The sequence below is a fragment of the Acetobacter sp. P1H12_c genome (assembly GCF_018811975.1).
In the GTDB taxonomy this organism is placed as follows: domain Bacteria; phylum Pseudomonadota; class Alphaproteobacteria; order Acetobacterales; family Acetobacteraceae; genus Acetobacter; species Acetobacter persici.
In genome coordinates, this window is the sequence record NZ_JACRVR010000008.1 from 76,154 (window position 1) to 93,669 (window position 17,516).

Below are 17,516 nucleotides of genomic sequence, written 5' to 3' on the forward strand. Positions count from 1 at the left end.
AGAAGAAAGGGAGGTTATGGACGCGCTGTATTTCGATCATGCCGCAACCACCCCGTGTGACCCGCGTGTACGGGCTGTGATGCTGAACGCCCTTGAGCAGGATAACGGGAATCCGCACAGCACCACGCATGCGTCCGGCCGGAAGGCGGCGGATCTGGTGGAGCGTGCGCGGGCGGAGGTCGCGGCCCTGATTGGGGCAGACCCGCGCGAGATTATTTTTACGTCCGGCGCAACAGAGGCCAATAACCTTGCCATCAAGGGGGCGGCCCGCCATCTGGCGGCCATGGGCAGCCCGCGCCGCCGGGTGATTACGGTGGCGACGGAACATAAATGCGTTCTGGAAAGCGTGCGCGATCTGGCTCAGGAGGGGTTTGAGCCTGTTATTCTGCCGGTAGACGCCAGCGGGCTGCTGGACCCGGCTGTTTTGCAAAAGGCGCTGGAGGTCCCCACTGCTCTGGTGTCCATCATGGCGGCGAATAATGAGACCGGCGTGTTGCAGGACCTCGCAACGCTTGCGCCGCTGGTGGAGCAGGCCGGGGCTTTGCTCCATTCCGATCTGGCGCAGGCCGCCGGGAAAATTCCTGTGGATGTGCGGCGTCTCGGGCTGGCGTTAGGGTCTCTTTCTTCCCACAAGCTCTATGGCCCCAAAGGGGCCGGGGCTCTGTTTGTGCGGCGCAGGCCCCGGGTCAGGGTGCAGCCATTGTTTTCTGGCGGCGGGCAGGAGCGCGGGCTGCGGTCCGGCACATTGCCCGGTTTTCTGCTGGCCGGATTCGGGGAGGCCTGCCGGATTGCGCGGGCGGAGGCTGAGCAGGACGCCGCGCATCTGGCACATCTGCGGGACATCTTTCTGGCGCGTGTGCGGCAGAGCCTGCCGGATGTGGTGGTGAATGCTGAAGCCTCCCCGCGTCTGCCGGGTCTGTTCAGCCTGCGGTTGCCGGAAGGGCAGCGGGCGCTGGATGTGATTGACGCCATGCCGGGGGTGGCGGTGTCTCTGGGTTCGGCCTGCTCTTCGGCGGAAATTGCCCCGTCCTACGTGCTGGAAGCCATGGGGCTGGGGCGGGATGAGGCCGGAAGAAGCTTGCGTCTCTCCCCGGGACGCTTTACCTCAGCCGCCGAGGCGGAGCGCGCGGCAGACAGGCTGGTGCAGGCCGCTATGACACAGACAGCTATGATTACAGACAGTACTGGCAGGATAGAAAACGCATGCCCCAGATGACCTTTGTTGAACAGGACGGAACCGAACGCACGGTTGATGCGCCGCTCGGCCTTTCTGTGCTTGAAATTGCCCACAAGCATGGCATTGATCTTGAAGGCGCGTGTGAAGGCTCTCTGGCCTGTGCAACCTGCCACGTGGTTGTTGATCCGTCCTGGGCGCCGAAGCTTGAGGCTGCCACGGATGATGAAGAAGATATGCTGGATCTGGCCTTCGGTCTGGAAAAAACATCCCGCCTTGGCTGCCAGATTGTTATGACAGACGCGCTGGATGGTCTTGTTGTGCGCCTGCCGCGCACGGCCTGACGCGATTTTAAACACGAGAGAATAAGGGGACGCGCCGATGCGCATTCTTGTGGCCATGTCCGGGGGGGTGGACAGTTCCGTGGTTGCCGCCCGCCTTCAGGCAGAAGGGCACGAGGTGATCGGGGCGACCCTCCAGCTTTATGATTCCCGCGGGGCCGCCAAAAAAGGGGCCTGCTGTGCCGGGCAGGATATCCGGGATGCCCGCGCTGTGGCTGACCGTCTGGGCTTCCCGCATTATGTGATTGATGCGGAACGCCGGTTTAAGGACAGCGTGATCGAGCGGTTTGCTGATGCCTATGCGGCTGGCGAGACGCCGGTTCCGTGCGTGGCCTGTAACCAGGGCGTGAAATTTACCGATCTTCTGGGCCTTGCGAAGGAAATCGGGGCGGATGCCATGGCGACTGGCCACTATGTGCGCCGTGTGGAAGGCCCGGACGGGCCGGAACTGCACCGCCCGGTGGATGAGGCGCGGGACCAGTCCTGGTTCCTGTTTGCCACCACGCGGGAGCAGCTTGATTTTCTGCGCTTCCCGCTGGGCGATATGCCGGACAAGGCTGCCGTGCGCGCGGAAGCCGAGCAGTTCGGGTTGGTGGTTGCCGGCAAGCCGGACAGTCAGGATCTCTGCTTTGTCAGTGATGGGTCCTACGTGGACCTTGTTGAAAAAATGCACCCCGAAATGGCTGGCCCTGGCGAGATTGTGGACAGCACCGGCCGTGTGGTGGGCCAGCATGAGGGCGTGATGCGCTTTACTGTTGGCCAGAGCAAACGGCTGGGCAATGCCGCCCGTCTGGACGGAGAGCGCCAGATGGTGGTGGGGGTGGAGCCGGGCCGTAAACGCGTGGTGATCGGCCCGCGTTCAGGCTCCTTTGTCACGACGCTTTCTGTGCGGGATGTGAACTGGCTTGTTGATGCCCCGCCGGAGGGGCTGGTCTGCCGGGTGCAGATGCGCGCGCGGGAAGAGCCCCGCGCGGCCCGTGTCATGGCAACACCAGAGGGTGCGACCGTTCTGCTGGAAGAACCCGCCATGCCTGCTCCCGGTCAGGCCTGTGTGTTTTATGATGGCAGCCGTATTCTGGGCGGCGGCTTTATTCGCCGGACAGAAACTCAGTCTGACCCGCTTACAGATGCCGGGGCAGACGCAATATCAGCAGCCTGATAGGAGAGAGACGATGGCAGACGGACGACTGGTCATAGGCACGCAGCGTTATTCTTCATGGTCTCTGCGGGGCTGGCTGTCAGTCCGGCTGGCCGGGCTGAGTGTTGATATTGATGTCATTCCTCTGGCCGGTGGCGGCAAGACCACGGCACTCAAGACGCTCTCTCCTAACGGATGCGTCCCGTATCTGGAACATCATGGGGCCGTGGTGTGGGATTCGCTCTCTATTGCGGAATATTGCGCGGAGCAGGACCCGGACCTGTGGCCTGCGGACCGGTGTGCCCGTGCGGTAGCCCGCTCCATTTCTGCGGAAATGCATTCCGGCTTCCGGGCTGTGCGGGCGGCGCTGCCCATGAATCTGGGGCGGGATAAGCGGCCACCCGCAGCCGGGTTTGATGAGGACGTGCTGAAAGATATTGCCCGGATTGATGCGCTGTGGACCGATGCCCGGACGCGCTTCGGGCAGGAGGGCGCGTTTCTGTTTGGCGCAGAGTTTGGCAATGCTGACGCGATGTATGCGCCCATCGTCGCCCGCTTCCTGTCCTACGATGTGCCGGGCCTGTCTGATAGTTCCCGCGCCTATATGCAGGCCGTGCGCCAGCATCCGCTGATGCGCGAATGGTATGATCAGGCCGCGCAGGAACCTGAAGACTGGTATCTGGACGTTTATGAATCTCTGGCCTGATCAGGGCGATTGTCCCTGATGGCCAGACAGGCATGAGTGTCTCTCGCCCCAGTGGCACACAGGCGGGGCTGCCTGCGGGCGGTGCCGGGGGGAAAGAGGCGCAGGTTTCCATTTCTGCACCGCGCGTCCTGACGGTCCTGCCCCCCCGAGAACGCTTTGCTTCAGGTGAGGCCGGAGCCATTGCGCTGCTGGTGCGGCGGATGGCGGAGAGCACGGAAACCGTGGCGGGGCTTGCCCCGGCCGGGCAACCGTTTGCGGGGGTGCGGTTTGCGCCTGTGGTCCCGGTCTTTCGGCCCTTCAGCCGGATTCAGCGGTATGTGGCCGGGGTAGCGGCCCTTGTCCGGTCCGTGCGCCCGGATCTGATTGAAGTGCATAACCGGCCAGATGTGGCTCTGGCATTGCGAAAAGCCTGTCCCGGCCTGCCAGTGAGTCTGGTGCTGCATAATGACCCTTGCGGGATGCGGCGCGCCCGCACTGCGGCGGAGCGGGAGCATCTGGGGCAGGCGGTGGCTGTTGTCGCGGTGTCAGAATGGGTGCGTGGCCGCTTTATCAGTCAGGGTGTGACCTCCTGCGTGCGGGTTCTGCCGAATAGTCTTGATCTGTCTAAGTTGCCTCCGCCTGTGCCGCAGCGTGACCCGGTGGTGCTGTTTGCCGGACGCATTGTGGCGGATAAAGGGGCAGATGCCTTTGTCACTGCCTGTGCGCGTGTTCTGCCGCGCCATACAGGCTGGCGGGCAGACATGATTGGCGCGGATCGCTTTGGGGCAGACTCGCCGGAAACACCGTTTCTCACGGCGCTGCGCGCGCAGGCCCAGCAGGCGGGCGTAGTGCTGCTTGGTTATCAGCCACATGAGGCTGTGATGCAGGCCATGAGTCGCGCTGCAATCGTGGTCGTACCCAGCCGCTGGCCGGAACCGTTTGGCATGGCGGCACTGGAAGCCATGGGGTGCGGGGCGGCGGTTGTGGCCTCCCATCGCGGGGGACTCCCCGATGTGGTGGGAGAGGCGGGACTTTACGCAGACCCGGATGATCCGGACACACTGGCCGCAGCTCTGGAACAGCTCATTGTCTCACCCGCCTTGCGGGCGGAAGCGGGGCAGGCTGGCCGTGCCCGCGCCAGACTGTTTGATGCTGCTGTCATGCGGGAAAAACGCCGTCTGTTGCATGAGGATCTTGTACGGGAATGGCGCTGGAAAGGCGTGTTCCGCGCTTAACGGTCCTGCCGCCACCCGCAGGTGCGCAAAGCCTCCTGCATCCCGGCACGCGGGGGCGCTGTGGCAGAAACAGGCGGCGTCAGCGGCAATGTCAGGCTACGGGCCAGCAGGTGCAGCCCTTGCGGGTGTGGGTGGCCATAAAGCGTATCCCCCACAATGGGCCAGCCCATGGCCGCGCAATGCACACGCGCCTGATGGGTGCGGCCTGTATGCAGTGTAAGCTCCAGCCAGCATAGGCCTGCGTCGCGCCCCAGCACCTGCCAGTCTGTCCGGGCGGGCGCGCCCTTCGGGTCGGTGATGATCCGCCAGCCGGAGGGGGCGGTTGTTTTGGTAAGCGGCAGGGCAATCGTGCCCTGCTCAGCCTCCGGGCCGCCTTCCACAACTGCCCAGTAGGTTTTACGGGCGGTTTTGTCGGTAAAGGCTTTCTGCATGGCCAGCAGGGGCTGTTTGCGCAGCGCAATAGCCAGACAGCCGGAGGTTTCCGTATCCAGCCGGTGCGCCAGCCACGGCCCATCCTTGCGGCGGGAGAGCAGAGGGAAGCAGTCTTCCACGCAGGGGCCGCCCTTCGGCCCGGCATGCACCGGCACACCGGCGGGCTTATCCAGAATCACCACATGCTGGTCCTGATACAGCAGCGTGAGCGGGAATGGGCAGGGCGGAGGTTTGGTCATTCCTCGCGGTTAGGGCCTGTCAGCACCTTGCGGCGGCCCACATGGTCGGCCCGGCTGATAATGCCTTCACGCTCCATCTGCTCAATCAGCTTGGCAGCACGGTTGTAGCCAATGGACAGGTGCCTCTGCACGAAGGAGGTGGACGCCTTGCCTTCCCGCGTCACAATGGCCACGGCTTCATCATACATATCAGATTCGCCGTTATCGCCACCGCCGCCGGATTTGCCGCTGCTGGCCGGGGCTTCATCCACGGGTTCGGCTAGAACGTCGTCATCATAGATCGGCTCGCCCTGTTCCTTCAGGAAGTTGACGACCTGCTCTACCTCATTATCCGCCACAAACGGCCCATGCACACGGGTAATACGCCCGCCCCCCTGCATGAACAGCATGTCACCCTGCCCGAGGAGTTGTTCGGCACCCTGCTCACCCAGAATGGTGCGGCTGTCGAACTTGCTGATCACCTGAAATGAGATCCGGGTCGGGAAATTGGCTTTAATGGTGCCGGTAATCACGTCCACGGAGGGGCGCTGTGTGGCCATGACCACATGGATGCCCGCAGCACGGGCCTTCTGGGCCAGACGCTGTACGCAGGCGTCAATTTCCTTGCCTGCCGTCATCATCAGATCGGCCACCTCGTCGATAATCACGACGATGTAAGGCATCGGGTCGAGCGTGACGGACTGTTCCTCAAACACCGGATTGCCGGTTTCCGGGTCGAACCCGGTCTGCACCCGGCGTACCACAACTTCCCCGTCCGCACGGGCTTCCGCCGCGCGGGCGTTGTAGCCAGCAATATTGCGCACCTGCAAATGCGCCATGGTGCGGTAGCGGCGGTCCATTTCCCGTACCACCCATTTCAGGGCGTTTACGGCTTTGGGCGGTTCTGTCACCACCGGAGTCAGCAGGTGCGGGATACCGTCATAAATGGAGAGTTCCAGCACCTTGGGGTCAATCATGATCAGGCGGCATTCATCCGGGGAAAGCCGGTAGAGCAGCGAGAGGATCATGGCGTTCACGCCAACCGACTTACCGGACCCGGTGGTGCCAGCCACCAGCAGATGCGGCATGCGGGCCAGATCACTAAAAACAGGCTCGCCCTCAATATCCTTGCCAAGAGCAAGGGAGAGATGGGCCGGGTCATCGCGCCAGTCCGGCTGGTTCAGCAGTTCGGACAGGTAAACCGTCTCCCGCTTCTTGTTCGGAACTTCAATCCCGATCACATTCCGGCCTGGAACCGTGGCAATACGCACGCTCAGCACAGACAGGGAGCGCGCCACGTCATCCGCCAGACCAATCACGCGGGCGGAGCGGATGCCTGCGGCCGGTTCCAGTTCATACAGCGTGACAACCGGCCCGGCGCTCATGCCGACAATTTTGCCCTGCACGCCATAGTCACACAGCACCTGTTCCAGATTATGCGCGGTGTTTCTAAGGTCCTCTTCCGAGGGGCCATGCTGGGTATGAGCCGGTGCAGGTTTAAGCAGACTCAGCGGCGGCAGTTCCCATCCACCTTTCCGGGTTGTGGGAGAGGCGGACGTCTTGGCGGCTTTGACGGTTTTGGCTGCGCTGCCCGGTGCCGTGGCGTCCTTACCCGTAAACAACCGACCCAGAAGACCATTCCGCTCCTGCGGGGCGGTAGCGGAGGGGGCAGGTTCCAGAGTCAGGCCAGACGCTCCGGCAGGCTCTTCCCGCACCGGTGTTGCAGCGTGCGCAGGAGCCGGTTCGTCCTCGTCCGCGTCATGGAAGGCAGGCGTAGTTCCAGCAGAGCGGGCCGGCAGCGGGCCTTCATCTTCCTCGTCCTCATCCTGAAACAGGCTGTGGCCCGTGCTGCCACCGCTGCTTCTGGCGTAGGAGGTTTCCTCCCCCGTGGCGTATCCGCCTAAGGGGCCGGCATTTTCCTCTGTCTGGGGTTTGCGGCTGGCATAATACCGCACAAAGCGCATGCCAAGCTGGCCGGGGAGGCGCACCAGCACCAGCATCCCGCGCCAGAGTGTCAGCCATTCCTCACGCCGCAGGCCTGTGCACAGGGCTGTCAGCAGGATGGCCAGCAGCACGCCCAGAATCCAGATAACCATGCCTCCGGCCGGGCCAACGGCGGCCGTGCCCGCAGAGAGGGACGTCTGGGCAATGGAGAATCCGATTCCGCCACCAATCCCGGCCTGCGTGGGCCAGTGAATGGGGGGAAGAGCCGTAAACAGGAGGGGGATGGCGGCCAGCAAGGCTCCGGCCACAGGCAGCAGGCAAATGAGCGCCAGACACCGCAGGGCGAACACCAGAGGGGCCTCATGCCCCAGCAGCCGGTGGCTCAGGAAGCGCCAGCCCCACGCAAACAGAATCAGGGAGGGCAGCACCGCCGCCAGCCCGATTCCCTGTAACAGAGTGTCAGACAGAACGGCCCCGGGCATGCCCAGCAGATTGGTGGGAGGCTGGCCGGTTGCGGTATTAAACGAGGGATCGTTCGGGTTGTATGTCACCAGTGCAACCAGCAAAACGCAGGCGAGCAGACACAGCAAAATCCCTCCGCCTTCTTCAAGCCGCAGACGGAACGCGCTCTTGTAAGGGGAGGTGACGTAATCGGAAGATCTTGAGTGGCTCACGCGCGCCAAGGGCCTGGATCCTGACTCCAAAAGGCCGCCCGTGCCCGCTTCTGTCAGAGAAGGGCGACCGGCGGCGAAGGGTTGATGATGGATGTTTCCACAGGAAACTGACCGTAACCTAGCCTGAACTGGTGTCCTAAAGAAGGTTGCAGGGCGAGTCTTTCTGCAAAACGCTGGAACAAAAGCTCATCCCAGCAAAAACCAGACCCTGAAAACCAGATCTTCAAGCGTTTTATGGCGTCTGAGCTGTTTCAGGCGGTGCAAAGCTGAGACTCGGGTGAGCAGACCGCGCCAGCCCGGCTGCTGTGTTTTTTGCAGTAGATCCAGAGCTTTGACGGTCTCCGGGGCCAGTAGCATCTTGCGGCGGAGCAGATACAGCGTGTTGGCGCGGAAAATATTCATGAACGCCGTCGGGCCACGCCGGAGGGCCGCCAGAGCGCGGAGCAGGAAATGGCTGCGTGCCCCCACAGCGTTTTTCTCATGCTGGCGATAGAAAAGTGACGGCTGATTGTCTGTCAGAACCCGCCCACCAGCCCCGGCCACCATCAGATACGCCCACCAGTCATGGAGCAGAAACGTCGGTGCGGGCATCGCTTTGCGGAGCAGGGCACAGGCGGCAGGTGACAGCATCAGCGTGCAGCCCGTCGCGATATTCTGTGTCATGGCGGGCAGAAAGCTGGTGCCGTCTGGCAATTCGGGTGACAGGCTGAGAGGGGTCAGCGTTTTGTTGGTCAATGTCTGGCGGGTGCAATAAAGGGCCGGGGTCTGGCTCGGTACGGTCGCCAGCGCATGCATCCCGCGCTCCAGCTTGTCCGGAAACCAGACATCATCCTGATCACAAAATGCGACAGCGGCCTCAACCGGTGCCTGCTCCAGCAAGGTTGCGTAGGAGCCTGTGACCCCCAGATGCGCGCCTTTCCCGGCCGGAACTTCCACACAGCGTGCAGGCCCCACGGCGCGGGTAAATTGCTGCATGATGGTAAGGGTGCTGTCAGTAGAGCCATCATCCCGCCAGAACAACGTCCAGTTGGACCATGTCTGTTGCCGGAGGGAGTCTAATTGCTGCTGTAAATAGGAGGCGCCGTTATAAAGAGAGAGAAGAATAGCGACGGAAGAGCCATCGCCCGCAGCAGTATTCCGGTGCTTTATAAGCGCGTGCTGGCTTGTTTGCTGCACCTGTGCTGTTCTTCCTTCAGTCCATATAATCTTAAAACCTGCCCGGGACTGGCTATAGAAGAAGACTGTCTGGAAAATCTGTCAAATTTCAGACCATCCAGACAGTTTTGCACACTGTTTTACGCTGTCTGCGCAAAAATCTGGTGAACAGTTTTCCGCACGCTCTCCTGCCAAGCAGGCATTGTAACGCCGAAAACGCGCGTAAGTTTACTGTTATCCATACGGGAATCAGCAGGACGCTTGGCCGGGGTTGGCCAGTCCTGCGTACGGATGGCCGTCACGTCAGGCATTGTCTGGCCGTGCGTTGCGGCATCCTGCAGGGCGGCAACAGCCAGACCATGCCAGGTTGTCTCTCCCGTTCCGCAGGCGTGGTAAATGCCTGCAAAGGAGTCTTTCCAGCCGTCTTTTTCAATCACAGCGAGAATGGAGAGAATAGCATCCGCCAGATCGTCAGAGCTGGTCGGGTTGCCTTTCTGGTCCCCCACCACTTTCAGAGCCGGGTTTTTGGCTCCGGCATTGATCATGGTGCGCACAAAGTTTTTCCCGTGGGCGGAATAAACCCATGAGGTACGCAGCACGATAGTTTTGGGGTTGGCCGCCAGAACCTTGCTTTCTCCCTCGGCCTTGGTGCGGCCATAAACCGTTTCGGGAGAAACCGGGTCTGTCTCAACGTACGGCGCGCCCTTATCCCCGGAAAACACGTAATCCGTCGAGACATGAATCAGCGGAATACCGTGTTCAGCACACAGGCGGGCCAGTTCTTCGGGGCCGGTCGCGTTGGCGCGGGCTGCTCCGTCTTGCTCACTTTCCGCCAGATCCACCGCAGTCCATGCCGCGGCATTGACCACAGCAACCGGTTTGATGGCATTGAGTGTTGCGGCGATTGTTTCGGGTTTATCGAAGTCAAAGTCAGGGCGACCAACGCAGCGGATGCGCGGCCCACCCAGATTGACCAGAGATGTCGCTAACTGGCCTTTGCCACCCGTGACCAGAATGGGGCCACCGTTCTGTGCGAGACGACTCATGAGTTCTGCTCCTGATTACAGGTGAAACCAGCCTTTGGCGGCGGAAAATTCCGGAGCTTCCAGATCTTTTTCAGAAAGCACGGCGTCTTCCATTTTCACGGGCCAGTCGATGGCCAATTCTTTGCTGTTCCAGATCACCGCGCGTTCAGACGCTTTATTGTAAAGGCCGGTGCATTTGTACTGCACTTCCGCGTCTTCCGTCAGGGTGCAGAACCCGTGCAGGAAGCCCGGCGGAATCCAGAGCTGGGACCAGTTTTCTCCAGACAGTTCCGCCGCGACCCATTTGCCATAGGTGGGGGAGCCGGTGCGGGCATCGACAGCCACATCCCAGATGGCGCCTTTGGTGCAGCGGACCAGTTTACCCTGCGCATAGGGTGCCAGCTGGCAGTGCAGGCCACGGATCACGCCTTTCTGGCGGGAAAGGCTCTGGTTATCCTGCACAAACGGCTCGGTAATCCCGGCATCCCGCATCCGGTCGATATTATAGGTTTCAGAGAAAAACCCACGATTGTCCTGAAAACGCGGGGGCGTGACCAGAATCACGTCCTCAATGGCAAGGCGTTCGACTTTCATGAAAAGAAAGCTCCTGTCTGCAAACGGTTAGGAAAGAGAAAGGGGTGGTTCAGCCTGCGGGCTGAACCGTGTTGGCGACCTGCATCAGCAGCCGTCCCAGTTCTGTTTTCCCCATGCGGGAGGCATGTGCGCGGAGCTGGTCCGCATCAATAAAGCCGAGCCGGAAGGCAACTTCCGCCGGAGAGCCAACCAGCATGCCCTGACGGGCCTGAATGGTGTGCACAAACTGACCAGCTTCCATCAGGCTGTCCGGAATCCCGGCATCCAGCCAGGCGCAGCCGCGGCCCAGACGGTCCACGTGCAGGCTGCCTTCTTCCAGATAGAAGCGGTTGAGGTCTGTAATTTCCAGCTCACCGCGGGCGGAAGGTTTTACCCGTTTGGCAAAGTCCAGCACACGGTTGTCATAGAAATACAGGCCGGTCACAGCCCAATTGGAAACCGGCTCTTTCGGTTTTTCAACAATGCTCAGTGCGCGGCCTGTTTCGTCAAAGGACACCACGCCGTAGCGTTCCGGGTCACGGACCTGATACGCAAAAACCGTTGCCCCCGTCGGGCGGATGGCGGCGGTCTGGAGGGCAGCGCTCAGATGGTCCGCAAAAATCAGGTTGTCACCCAGTGCCAGTGCGCACGGGCAGTTATCCAGCCAGTCTTCCGCAATCAGGAAGGCCTGCGGAATTCCGTCCGGAGAAGGCTGAGCCCGGTATTCAAACGTGACGCCAAACTGAGACCCGTCTCCCAGCAGGCGCTTGAACTGCGGGAGATCAGCGGGGGTGCTGATGATCATGATATCCCGGATCCCCGCCAGCATCAGCGTGGAGAGCGGATAATAAACCATCGGCTTATCATAAACCGGCAGCAACTGTTTGCTGGCGGCAAGCGTCATGGGGTACAGGCGCGTTCCGGAACCACCGGCCAGCAGAATACCCTTCATTTTTGTCTGGAGTGCAGGCTTCTGTGTCATTCTACGGTGCTTCCCAGTCTGTTGCCTGTRTAACGGCGGGCGCGGATGCCTTCCCACCAGTCGCGGTTGTCCAGATACCACTGCACGGTGCGGCGGATGCCGGTTTCAAAYGTGTGYTTTGCTTTCCAGTCCAGCGCTTTTTCCGCGTGGGACGGGTCAATTTCATACCGGAAATCATGGCCGGGGCGGTCTGTGACAAACCGGATCAGGCGTGTGCGCGGGCCRGCGGGGTCAGGCAGCAGCTCGTCCAGAACGTTGCAGATGGTCTCTACCACTTCCAGATTGGTGCGYGGCTGGCGGGCGCCRATGGCGTAGGTCTCRCCCGGCACACCGGTTTCAACCGCTTTGACCAGTGCTTCGGCGTGGTCTTCCACAAACAGCCAGTCCCGCACGTTCTTGCCATCGCCATAGACAGGCAGGTCCTTGCCTTCGATCGCGTTGATGGTGATGAGCGGGATCAGCTTTTCCGGGAAGTGCCAGATGCCGTAATTGTTGGTGGTGTTCGTGACAAATGTCGGCAGGCCATAGGTATGATGCCAKGCGCGGACCAGATGGTCGGAGGACGCCTTGCTGGCCGAATACGGGCTGCGCGGRTCATARGGCGTGGTTTCCGTAAAGGGCGGGTCGTTCGGCTCCAGCGCCCCGAAGACTTCATCGGTSGAAATATGATGGAAGCGGAACGCGGCGCGRTCAGCCTGATCCAGCGTCAGCCAGTATTTCCGGGCGGCTTCCAGCAGGGAATAGGTGCCGACCACGTTGGTCTGGATAAACACCCCCGGACCATCAATGGAGCGGTCCACATGGCTTTCAGCCGCCAGGTGCATGACAGCCTGCGGCCGGAATGTTTCAAACAGGCGGCTCAGCTCGCTGCCGTTCACAATATTGGCGCGGGCAAATTCATAACGCCCGCTTTCCGCGGCGTCTTCCACGGTTTCTTCGGACGCCGCATAGGTCATGCAGTCCACATTCAGGACAGAATGGTTCGTATCGCGGATAATATGACGGATCACCGCTGACCCGATAAACCCGCAGCCGCCTGTTAATAAGATGCGCATTGATATTCCGTTTTTGTGAACCAAAACAAACGATTGAAATCTCCGATATCCGGCATAGCTCAGAAGAGCGGCCTCTGCCAGCAATCTTGGTGGATTTGCGATTTTCTCGTGCTTGGCTTATGAGACTTGGATGGTTCGATGGTTCGATGGTTCGATGGTTCGATGGTTCGATGGTTCGATGGTTCGATGGTTCGAAAAACTCTCTGGTTTTGAGACTGCCTTTGTGATTTCATTTCCCCTGAGTTGATTGGGGTATGAATCATGAAACAGCTTGGTTTTTTTTGATGTTGAAGAGCGGCTTGCCCGGCTGAATGGGCTTGGTGGCCAACTCGAAGCGTTTTTCCGAACTGTGGATTTTGAAGTGTTCCGTTCCGATCTGGAGCAGGCTTTGGCCTATTCAGACGGTAGCAAAGGTGGCCGCCCACCGTTTGATCCGGTGATGATGTTCAAGGCCCTGATCCTGCAGGCGCAGCATAATCTGTCAGAGCCTGATCCGAAAGTTTTTCAACCCTGACAATGCCTTGCAGTCCGTCGTGTGAGCATTCGGACCGAGGCGATCAATGTCGATGCGGTTGAGGAAGCAATGGATTGTTCCCAGTCTTTGGCGAGCCGCCTGCACCGTCCCAGCTAGGCGAATGTCCGTTCAACCATCCAGCGGCGCGGCAGGATATGAAAGCCCTTTGCCGTATCGGACCGCCTGATGATTTCGAGGGTCCATTTTCCCATGGAGGCGAGCGCGGATCGCAATTTGTCGCCAGCATAGCCGCCATCAGCGAAGACGTGGCGCAACCAGGGAAAGCGCCTGCGTATCGCTGCCAGGACATCAACGGCCCCATCACGGTCCTGGATGTCGGGCCCATGAACGAGGAGAAAGATTAGGAAGCCGCAGGTATCCGTCACGATATGGTGCTTGCGGCCCTTGACCTTCTTCCCCGCGTCATAGCCCGAAAGCCCGCCACTTTCCGTGGTTTTCACCGACTGGCTGTCAATCACGCCCGCGCTCGGAGAGGCTTCACGCCCCTCGATCTCGCGCAGGCTCATGACCAGCACCGTATATTCATGACTTCGAACACTCCGGCATCACGCCAGGCGTAAAAATAGCGCCTGACGGTCGAGACCGGCGGAAAGCATTTCGGCAGCACGCGCCATGCACACCCGGCCGAGGCTATGTATCGCATCGCGTTGACCTCCTCGCGCATATCCGTCGTGCGGGGGCGACCGCCCCGTTTCGCCGGGGGCACAAACGGTATGATCAAAGCCCACTCCCCATCCGTCATATCCGATGGATATCGCAACCCTTCCCGGCTATGTTCACGTCCGGTAATACCAGTCCATGTCACCATTCACTCCATCTCTTCGCAAAGACGGATGAATCACAACAGGCTGGTATTGTTCAAAAACTTTCGGATCGGGTTCTCAGACGCCCGGATGGAGTTCCTGATCCGCGATCGGCTGAGTTGGCTGCGATTTCTGGGGCTGTCGCTTGGGGATCGAACGCCGGACGAGAACACGATCCGGCATTTTCGCAATCGCCTGACCGAGACGGGAACACTCAGGCGGGTGATGAGGGCCTTTGACTGGCAACTCCAGAAGACGGGCTACATTCCAATGTCCGGGCAGATTGTGGACGCCTCGCTGGTGCCGGCGCCAAGACAGCGGAACACCGAGGGCGAACGCGAAGCGATTAAGTTGGAGAAGAGCGCCAGAGACATCTGGCCGGACCAGCCGAACAAGGCCGCACAGAAGGATACCGACGCGCGCTGGACACTCAAGGTCGGCGGAAAAGTCCGGTATCGGGCAGATGGGGCGCCGCTCCCCATGATCGCCCTGCCGGTCTTCGGCTACAAATCGCACATCAGCATCGACCGACGCTTCGGCTTCATCCGAGGCATGGCGGTGACTTCGGCGTCAGAGGCGGACGGGCGTCTTCTCCGGCAGGTCGTCAGTACGAACAATACCAGTTCCGAGGTCTGGGCAGACAGTGCCTATCGATCCAGGGCAACGAGACTGTGTAGAGTTTTGTGCGGTGGCATTTTTTTCAGGCCATTGGGAAACGGTCTTTGAACATGATGGCGAGCTGGCATCTGACAGCATACCATTCGCTCACTGAGCGCTTCCACTCTGATGAGGTAGCATTGAGCGCCAGGTAAATCAATTTTGCTGCGGCCTCGTCACTGGGGAAGTGGCCGCGGGTGCGCACGGCACGACGGATCTTTGCGTTCATAGCTTTAATGGCATTTGTTGTGTAAATCAGCCTGCGCACTTCCGGGGGGTAATCAAGGAACGGAATGACCTCATTCCAGGCCCTGCGCCAACTGGGTGCGATGGCCGGGTATTGTCTGGCCAGATCGCTTTCTTCAAACCTGCCGAGGGCTGCCTCGGCCTCGCTGGCGTCCACTGCCGTATAGAGTGCCTTGAGAGCGGTGGCGACGGCCTTTCGGTCCTTGTAGCTGGCAAAGCTCATGGAATGACGCAGCAGGTGAACGATGCATGTCTGAATGCGGGTCCTGGGGAAAGCCGCTTCGATAGCCTGCGGAAAACCCTTCAGCCCGTCGACGACGGCGATCAGGATATCCTGCACCCCCCGATTGCGCAGGTCACTGAGGACCTTGGCCCAGAATTTGGCGCCTTCGTTTTCCTGGAGCCACAGTCCCAGAATGTCCCTTGTACCGTCAGGTAGAATCGCGAGCGCCACGAAGACGGCCTTGTTCGAGACAGTCCCGTCACTACGGATATTGACCCGGATCGCGTCCATGAAAACGATCGGATAGCACGGTTCCAGCTGGCGGTTCTACCAGGCGGTGACCTCCTCCATCACCGCGTCGGTGATCGCGGAAATGAGGCTCGGCGAGGCCTCAATGCCGTAGATTTCCTCAATATGCCCCTGGATCTCGCGGGTCGTCATGCCCCGGGCATACATGCTGATGATCTTGCGGTCGAACTCGGGAAAGCGACGCTGATATCTGGCGATTAGCAGCGGGTCAAACGTGCTGTTCCGGTCCCGGGGAATATCCAGGACAACCTTGCCGCTCTCCGTGGTCGCGGTCTTCTGGCTTCTGCCGTTTCTGCGATGGGGCGGCAGGTTATCCTCGGCAGAGGCGTCATCGGAGCGTTCTTCGGCGAAATGAATGGTCATCTCCGTGCTGAGCGCCCGTTCCGCCAGTGCCTTCGTCAATTCCGAAAGGATGCCGGTCCTGCCAAACAGGTCGCCGGGGGAACGTCCTTCCATCAGGCCCTCCAGGAGGTCTTTATCAATGCTCATGCGGGGCTCCTCTTCGAGCAGGTTATCACCACACCGCACAAAATTCAGGATAGTCCCATCTCGAATGCTAAATTCACTTCGCAGGCGCGCCATCATCTCGTTGAGCGTGATGTCTTTCTGTGCTTCGATCATGTCGGTAATAAAGGCTCCGTGCGCGTCCAGCCGTAACCCGCGCGGCTTGCCCTGGCGACGGGGTGTCCGCTCACCGCTCTCGCGTTCCCGACGCAGCCAGCGGATCGCTGTCGAAATCCCAACTACGAACCGCGCCGCAATCGAGCGGGCTGATGCCCCTGCAACTCCAGCTTCCAGAACCCGCTTCAGAAGATCATACCAAGGGCTATCACCTTTGACCTAATATGAGCCCAGTTTCTGAGTCCGATGGAACGGATGGTCTGTGACATGGCGGTGAGGTTGTTCCATGCGGTACATGCGGCTTCGATGATGTGTTCGATGCCGCTGAACACGGTGTTGGACAGCCAGTTGGCGCGTAGGAACTGCCAGATATTCTCGACCGGGTTCAGTTCGGGCGCGCGGGACGACAGCATGCGCGCCGCGTGCGACGCAGCGTGAGATTTCCTCGATATGCAGTTGCATGCTGGCCGTGCCGGTAAACGGCAACACCAAGCCTGCCGCCTTGCCGAGTGCGGGGCAGATTGCGCCGAACAGCCAGGCATTCTCATAGCGTTGATCGGCAGGCTGGCGTGGTCGGGTACCACGCCGCGCCCATTGTCGGACAAGACCGTTCTTCTGCCCGATGCGGGCCTCGTCCTGCCACCAGAGTTCAATCCGCCTGCCTCTGGGCAGATGCCCGGTGTGGGCGCTCAGGATCGTGGGAAAGTTTTTTTAAATGCAGCCATGACGGATGGATCCTGTCCGGGGTGACGCGGACGCGCGCTGACATGGCTGAACCCGAGCCACTTCAACAGGGCGGAGACATGGCGTTCGTGATAGGAGACGCCAAAACGCTCTTCGATGACCCGCTGAAGATCGACCCGACGCCAGCGCACCACGCCGTCCCGGGCACGGTCAGGCACTGTCGTGACCAGCGCCGATAATTCTGCCAGTTGGTCCGCTGTCAGGCGGCAGACCGACCCGTTGCGCCATTGGTCCCGCAAACCATCCGGCCCCGCAGCATTGAACCGGTGCACCCAGTCCCGCAGGGTTTGCCGATCCATGCCGCCGATCCGCGCCGCCTCGCCCCGGCTGGCACCGTCGCGCACCGCAGCCAGAGACAACAGGCGCCGTGCAACATTCGCATCCCGCGTACGAGAGGCCAGACCCCGTAACGCAGAAGCCGTATAATCCGTCCGTAAGGCAATCGCACCAGCCATTCCCGATCCTCCCTCTCACAACAGAATCAGAACAAGCCCTTCGCGTCACCTGGAGGGATCGAAGAACCGTTGACTGATGTGCTTGGCGGGTAATTTCTGGCTTTTGGCGATTTGATTGACGGTTTTTGCGATGGCATCCGGTCTGCGTTTTGAGCAGATTGGGAGCTGTTACCCGCTTGATAGCTACGCTGTGGTGCTGATCCGCTGCAGGAAGAGGAAGCGGCGCATGTTGTAGACGATATTGGCCAGCCCGATCCTCATGGTGGCCCGGGTAATACCGACAGTTCGGATG

13 protein-coding genes and 5 pseudogenes are annotated in these 17,516 nt (G+C 60.5%); 7 read left to right on the top strand and 11 right to left on the bottom strand.

The window, feature by feature from the left end:
• The first annotated feature begins 16 nt into the window (after positions 1-16).
• Genes KP699_RS06965 through KP699_RS06985 form a run of 5 tightly spaced genes read left to right on the top strand, consistent with a single transcriptional unit; the run spans position 17 to position 4,573 of the window.
• The gene (locus KP699_RS06965; RefSeq protein WP_215762090.1) at positions 17-1,216 is read left to right on the top strand and encodes a cysteine desulfurase family protein; all 1,200 of its coding nucleotides are present in this window, start codon (positions 17-19) and stop codon (positions 1,214-1,216) included.
• Positions 1,204-1,518, top strand: coding sequence for a ferredoxin family 2Fe-2S iron-sulfur cluster binding protein (locus tag KP699_RS06970; protein WP_179194632.1), 315 nt, complete (start codon positions 1,204-1,206; stop codon positions 1,516-1,518). Before KP699_RS06965 ends, KP699_RS06970 begins: the two co-directional genes overlap by 13 nt.
• Positions 1,519-1,555: 37 nt before the next feature.
• A complete protein-coding gene (mnmA, locus tag KP699_RS06975; protein WP_215762091.1) occupies positions 1,556-2,674 on the top strand; it encodes a tRNA 2-thiouridine(34) synthase MnmA in 1,119 nt (372 codons plus the stop codon).
• A gap of 13 nt (positions 2,675-2,687) precedes the next feature.
• Positions 2,688-3,359: a glutathione S-transferase gene (locus tag KP699_RS06980; protein ID WP_077930839.1), complete on the top strand. Its 672-nt coding sequence runs from the start codon at positions 2,688-2,690 to the stop codon at positions 3,357-3,359.
• A gap of 32 nt (positions 3,360-3,391) precedes the next feature.
• Positions 3,392-4,573 carry a glycosyltransferase family 4 protein gene (locus KP699_RS06985; protein ID WP_215762092.1) on the top strand — a complete coding sequence of 394 codons (1,182 nt, stop codon included), beginning with the start codon at positions 3,392-3,394 and terminating at the stop codon, positions 4,571-4,573.
• Here the strand turns inward: KP699_RS06985 and KP699_RS06990 are convergent.
• The 7 genes from KP699_RS06990 to rfbB all read right to left on the bottom strand — a co-directional run bounded on the left by KP699_RS06990 (position 4,570) and on the right by rfbB (position 12,631).
• Positions 4,570-5,244 (bottom strand): RluA family pseudouridine synthase, encoded by a 675-nt coding sequence (locus tag KP699_RS06990; protein WP_215762093.1) that lies wholly within the window; start codon positions 5,242-5,244, stop codon positions 4,570-4,572. The two genes, KP699_RS06985 and KP699_RS06990, sit on opposite strands and share 4 nt — an antisense overlap.
• Positions 5,241-7,841, bottom strand: a complete 2,601-nt coding sequence (locus KP699_RS06995; RefSeq protein WP_374196898.1) for a DNA translocase FtsK 4TM domain-containing protein — start codon at positions 7,839-7,841, stop codon at positions 5,241-5,243. The genes KP699_RS06990 and KP699_RS06995 overlap by 4 nt, the downstream gene beginning before the upstream one ends.
• Before the next feature lie 186 nt (positions 7,842-8,027).
• A complete protein-coding gene (locus tag KP699_RS07000; protein WP_308164891.1) occupies positions 8,028-9,017 on the bottom strand; it encodes a glycosyltransferase family 2 protein in 990 nt (329 codons plus the stop codon).
• A 119-nt stretch (positions 9,018-9,136) separates the two neighbouring features.
• Positions 9,137-10,042: a dTDP-4-dehydrorhamnose reductase gene (gene rfbD / locus KP699_RS07005; RefSeq protein ID WP_077930843.1), complete on the bottom strand. Its 906-nt coding sequence runs from the start codon at positions 10,040-10,042 to the stop codon at positions 9,137-9,139.
• Positions 10,043-10,057: 15 nt separating this feature from the next.
• On the bottom strand, positions 10,058-10,615 hold the full coding sequence (gene rfbC / locus KP699_RS07010) for a dTDP-4-dehydrorhamnose 3,5-epimerase (RefSeq protein WP_077930844.1): 558 nt from the start codon (positions 10,613-10,615) through the stop codon (positions 10,058-10,060).
• A gap of 49 nt (positions 10,616-10,664) precedes the next feature.
• Positions 10,665-11,576 carry a glucose-1-phosphate thymidylyltransferase RfbA gene (gene rfbA / locus KP699_RS07015; RefSeq protein WP_025828393.1) on the bottom strand — a complete coding sequence of 304 codons (912 nt, stop codon included), beginning with the start codon at positions 11,574-11,576 and terminating at the stop codon, positions 10,665-10,667.
• Positions 11,573-12,631: a dTDP-glucose 4,6-dehydratase gene (gene rfbB / locus KP699_RS07020; RefSeq protein ID WP_025828394.1), complete on the bottom strand. Its 1,059-nt coding sequence runs from the start codon at positions 12,629-12,631 to the stop codon at positions 11,573-11,575. The genes rfbA and rfbB overlap by 4 nt, the downstream gene beginning before the upstream one ends.
• Positions 12,632-12,892: 261 nt before the next feature.
• On the opposite strand from rfbB, the pseudogene KP699_RS07025 reads away from it, so the two are divergent.
• Positions 12,893-13,118, top strand: a pseudogene (locus tag KP699_RS07025) (transposase); the annotation flags it as partial.
• A gap of 17 nt (positions 13,119-13,135) precedes the next feature.
• Here the strand turns inward: KP699_RS07025 and KP699_RS07030 are convergent.
• Positions 13,136-13,974, bottom strand: a pseudogene (locus KP699_RS07030) (IS5 family transposase).
• Positions 13,975-13,999: 25 nt separating this feature from the next.
• Here KP699_RS07030 and KP699_RS07035 point away from each other — a divergent pair.
• Positions 14,000-14,695 carry a transposase gene (locus tag KP699_RS07035; protein ID WP_252346851.1) on the top strand — a complete coding sequence of 232 codons (696 nt, stop codon included), beginning with the start codon at positions 14,000-14,002 and terminating at the stop codon, positions 14,693-14,695.
• Here the strand turns inward: KP699_RS07035 and KP699_RS07040 are convergent.
• The 3 pseudogenes from KP699_RS07040 to KP699_RS16745 all read right to left on the bottom strand — a co-directional run.
• Positions 14,670-15,893: pseudogene (locus KP699_RS07040) on the bottom strand (IS256 family transposase). The gene KP699_RS07035 and the pseudogene KP699_RS07040 overlap by 26 nt on opposite strands.
• A gap of 317 nt (positions 15,894-16,210) precedes the next feature.
• Positions 16,211-17,224: pseudogene (locus KP699_RS07045) on the bottom strand (IS630 family transposase).
• Between the two features lie 183 nt (positions 17,225-17,407).
• Positions 17,408-17,516 (bottom strand): annotated as a pseudogene (locus KP699_RS16745) (IS5/IS1182 family transposase); the annotation flags it as partial.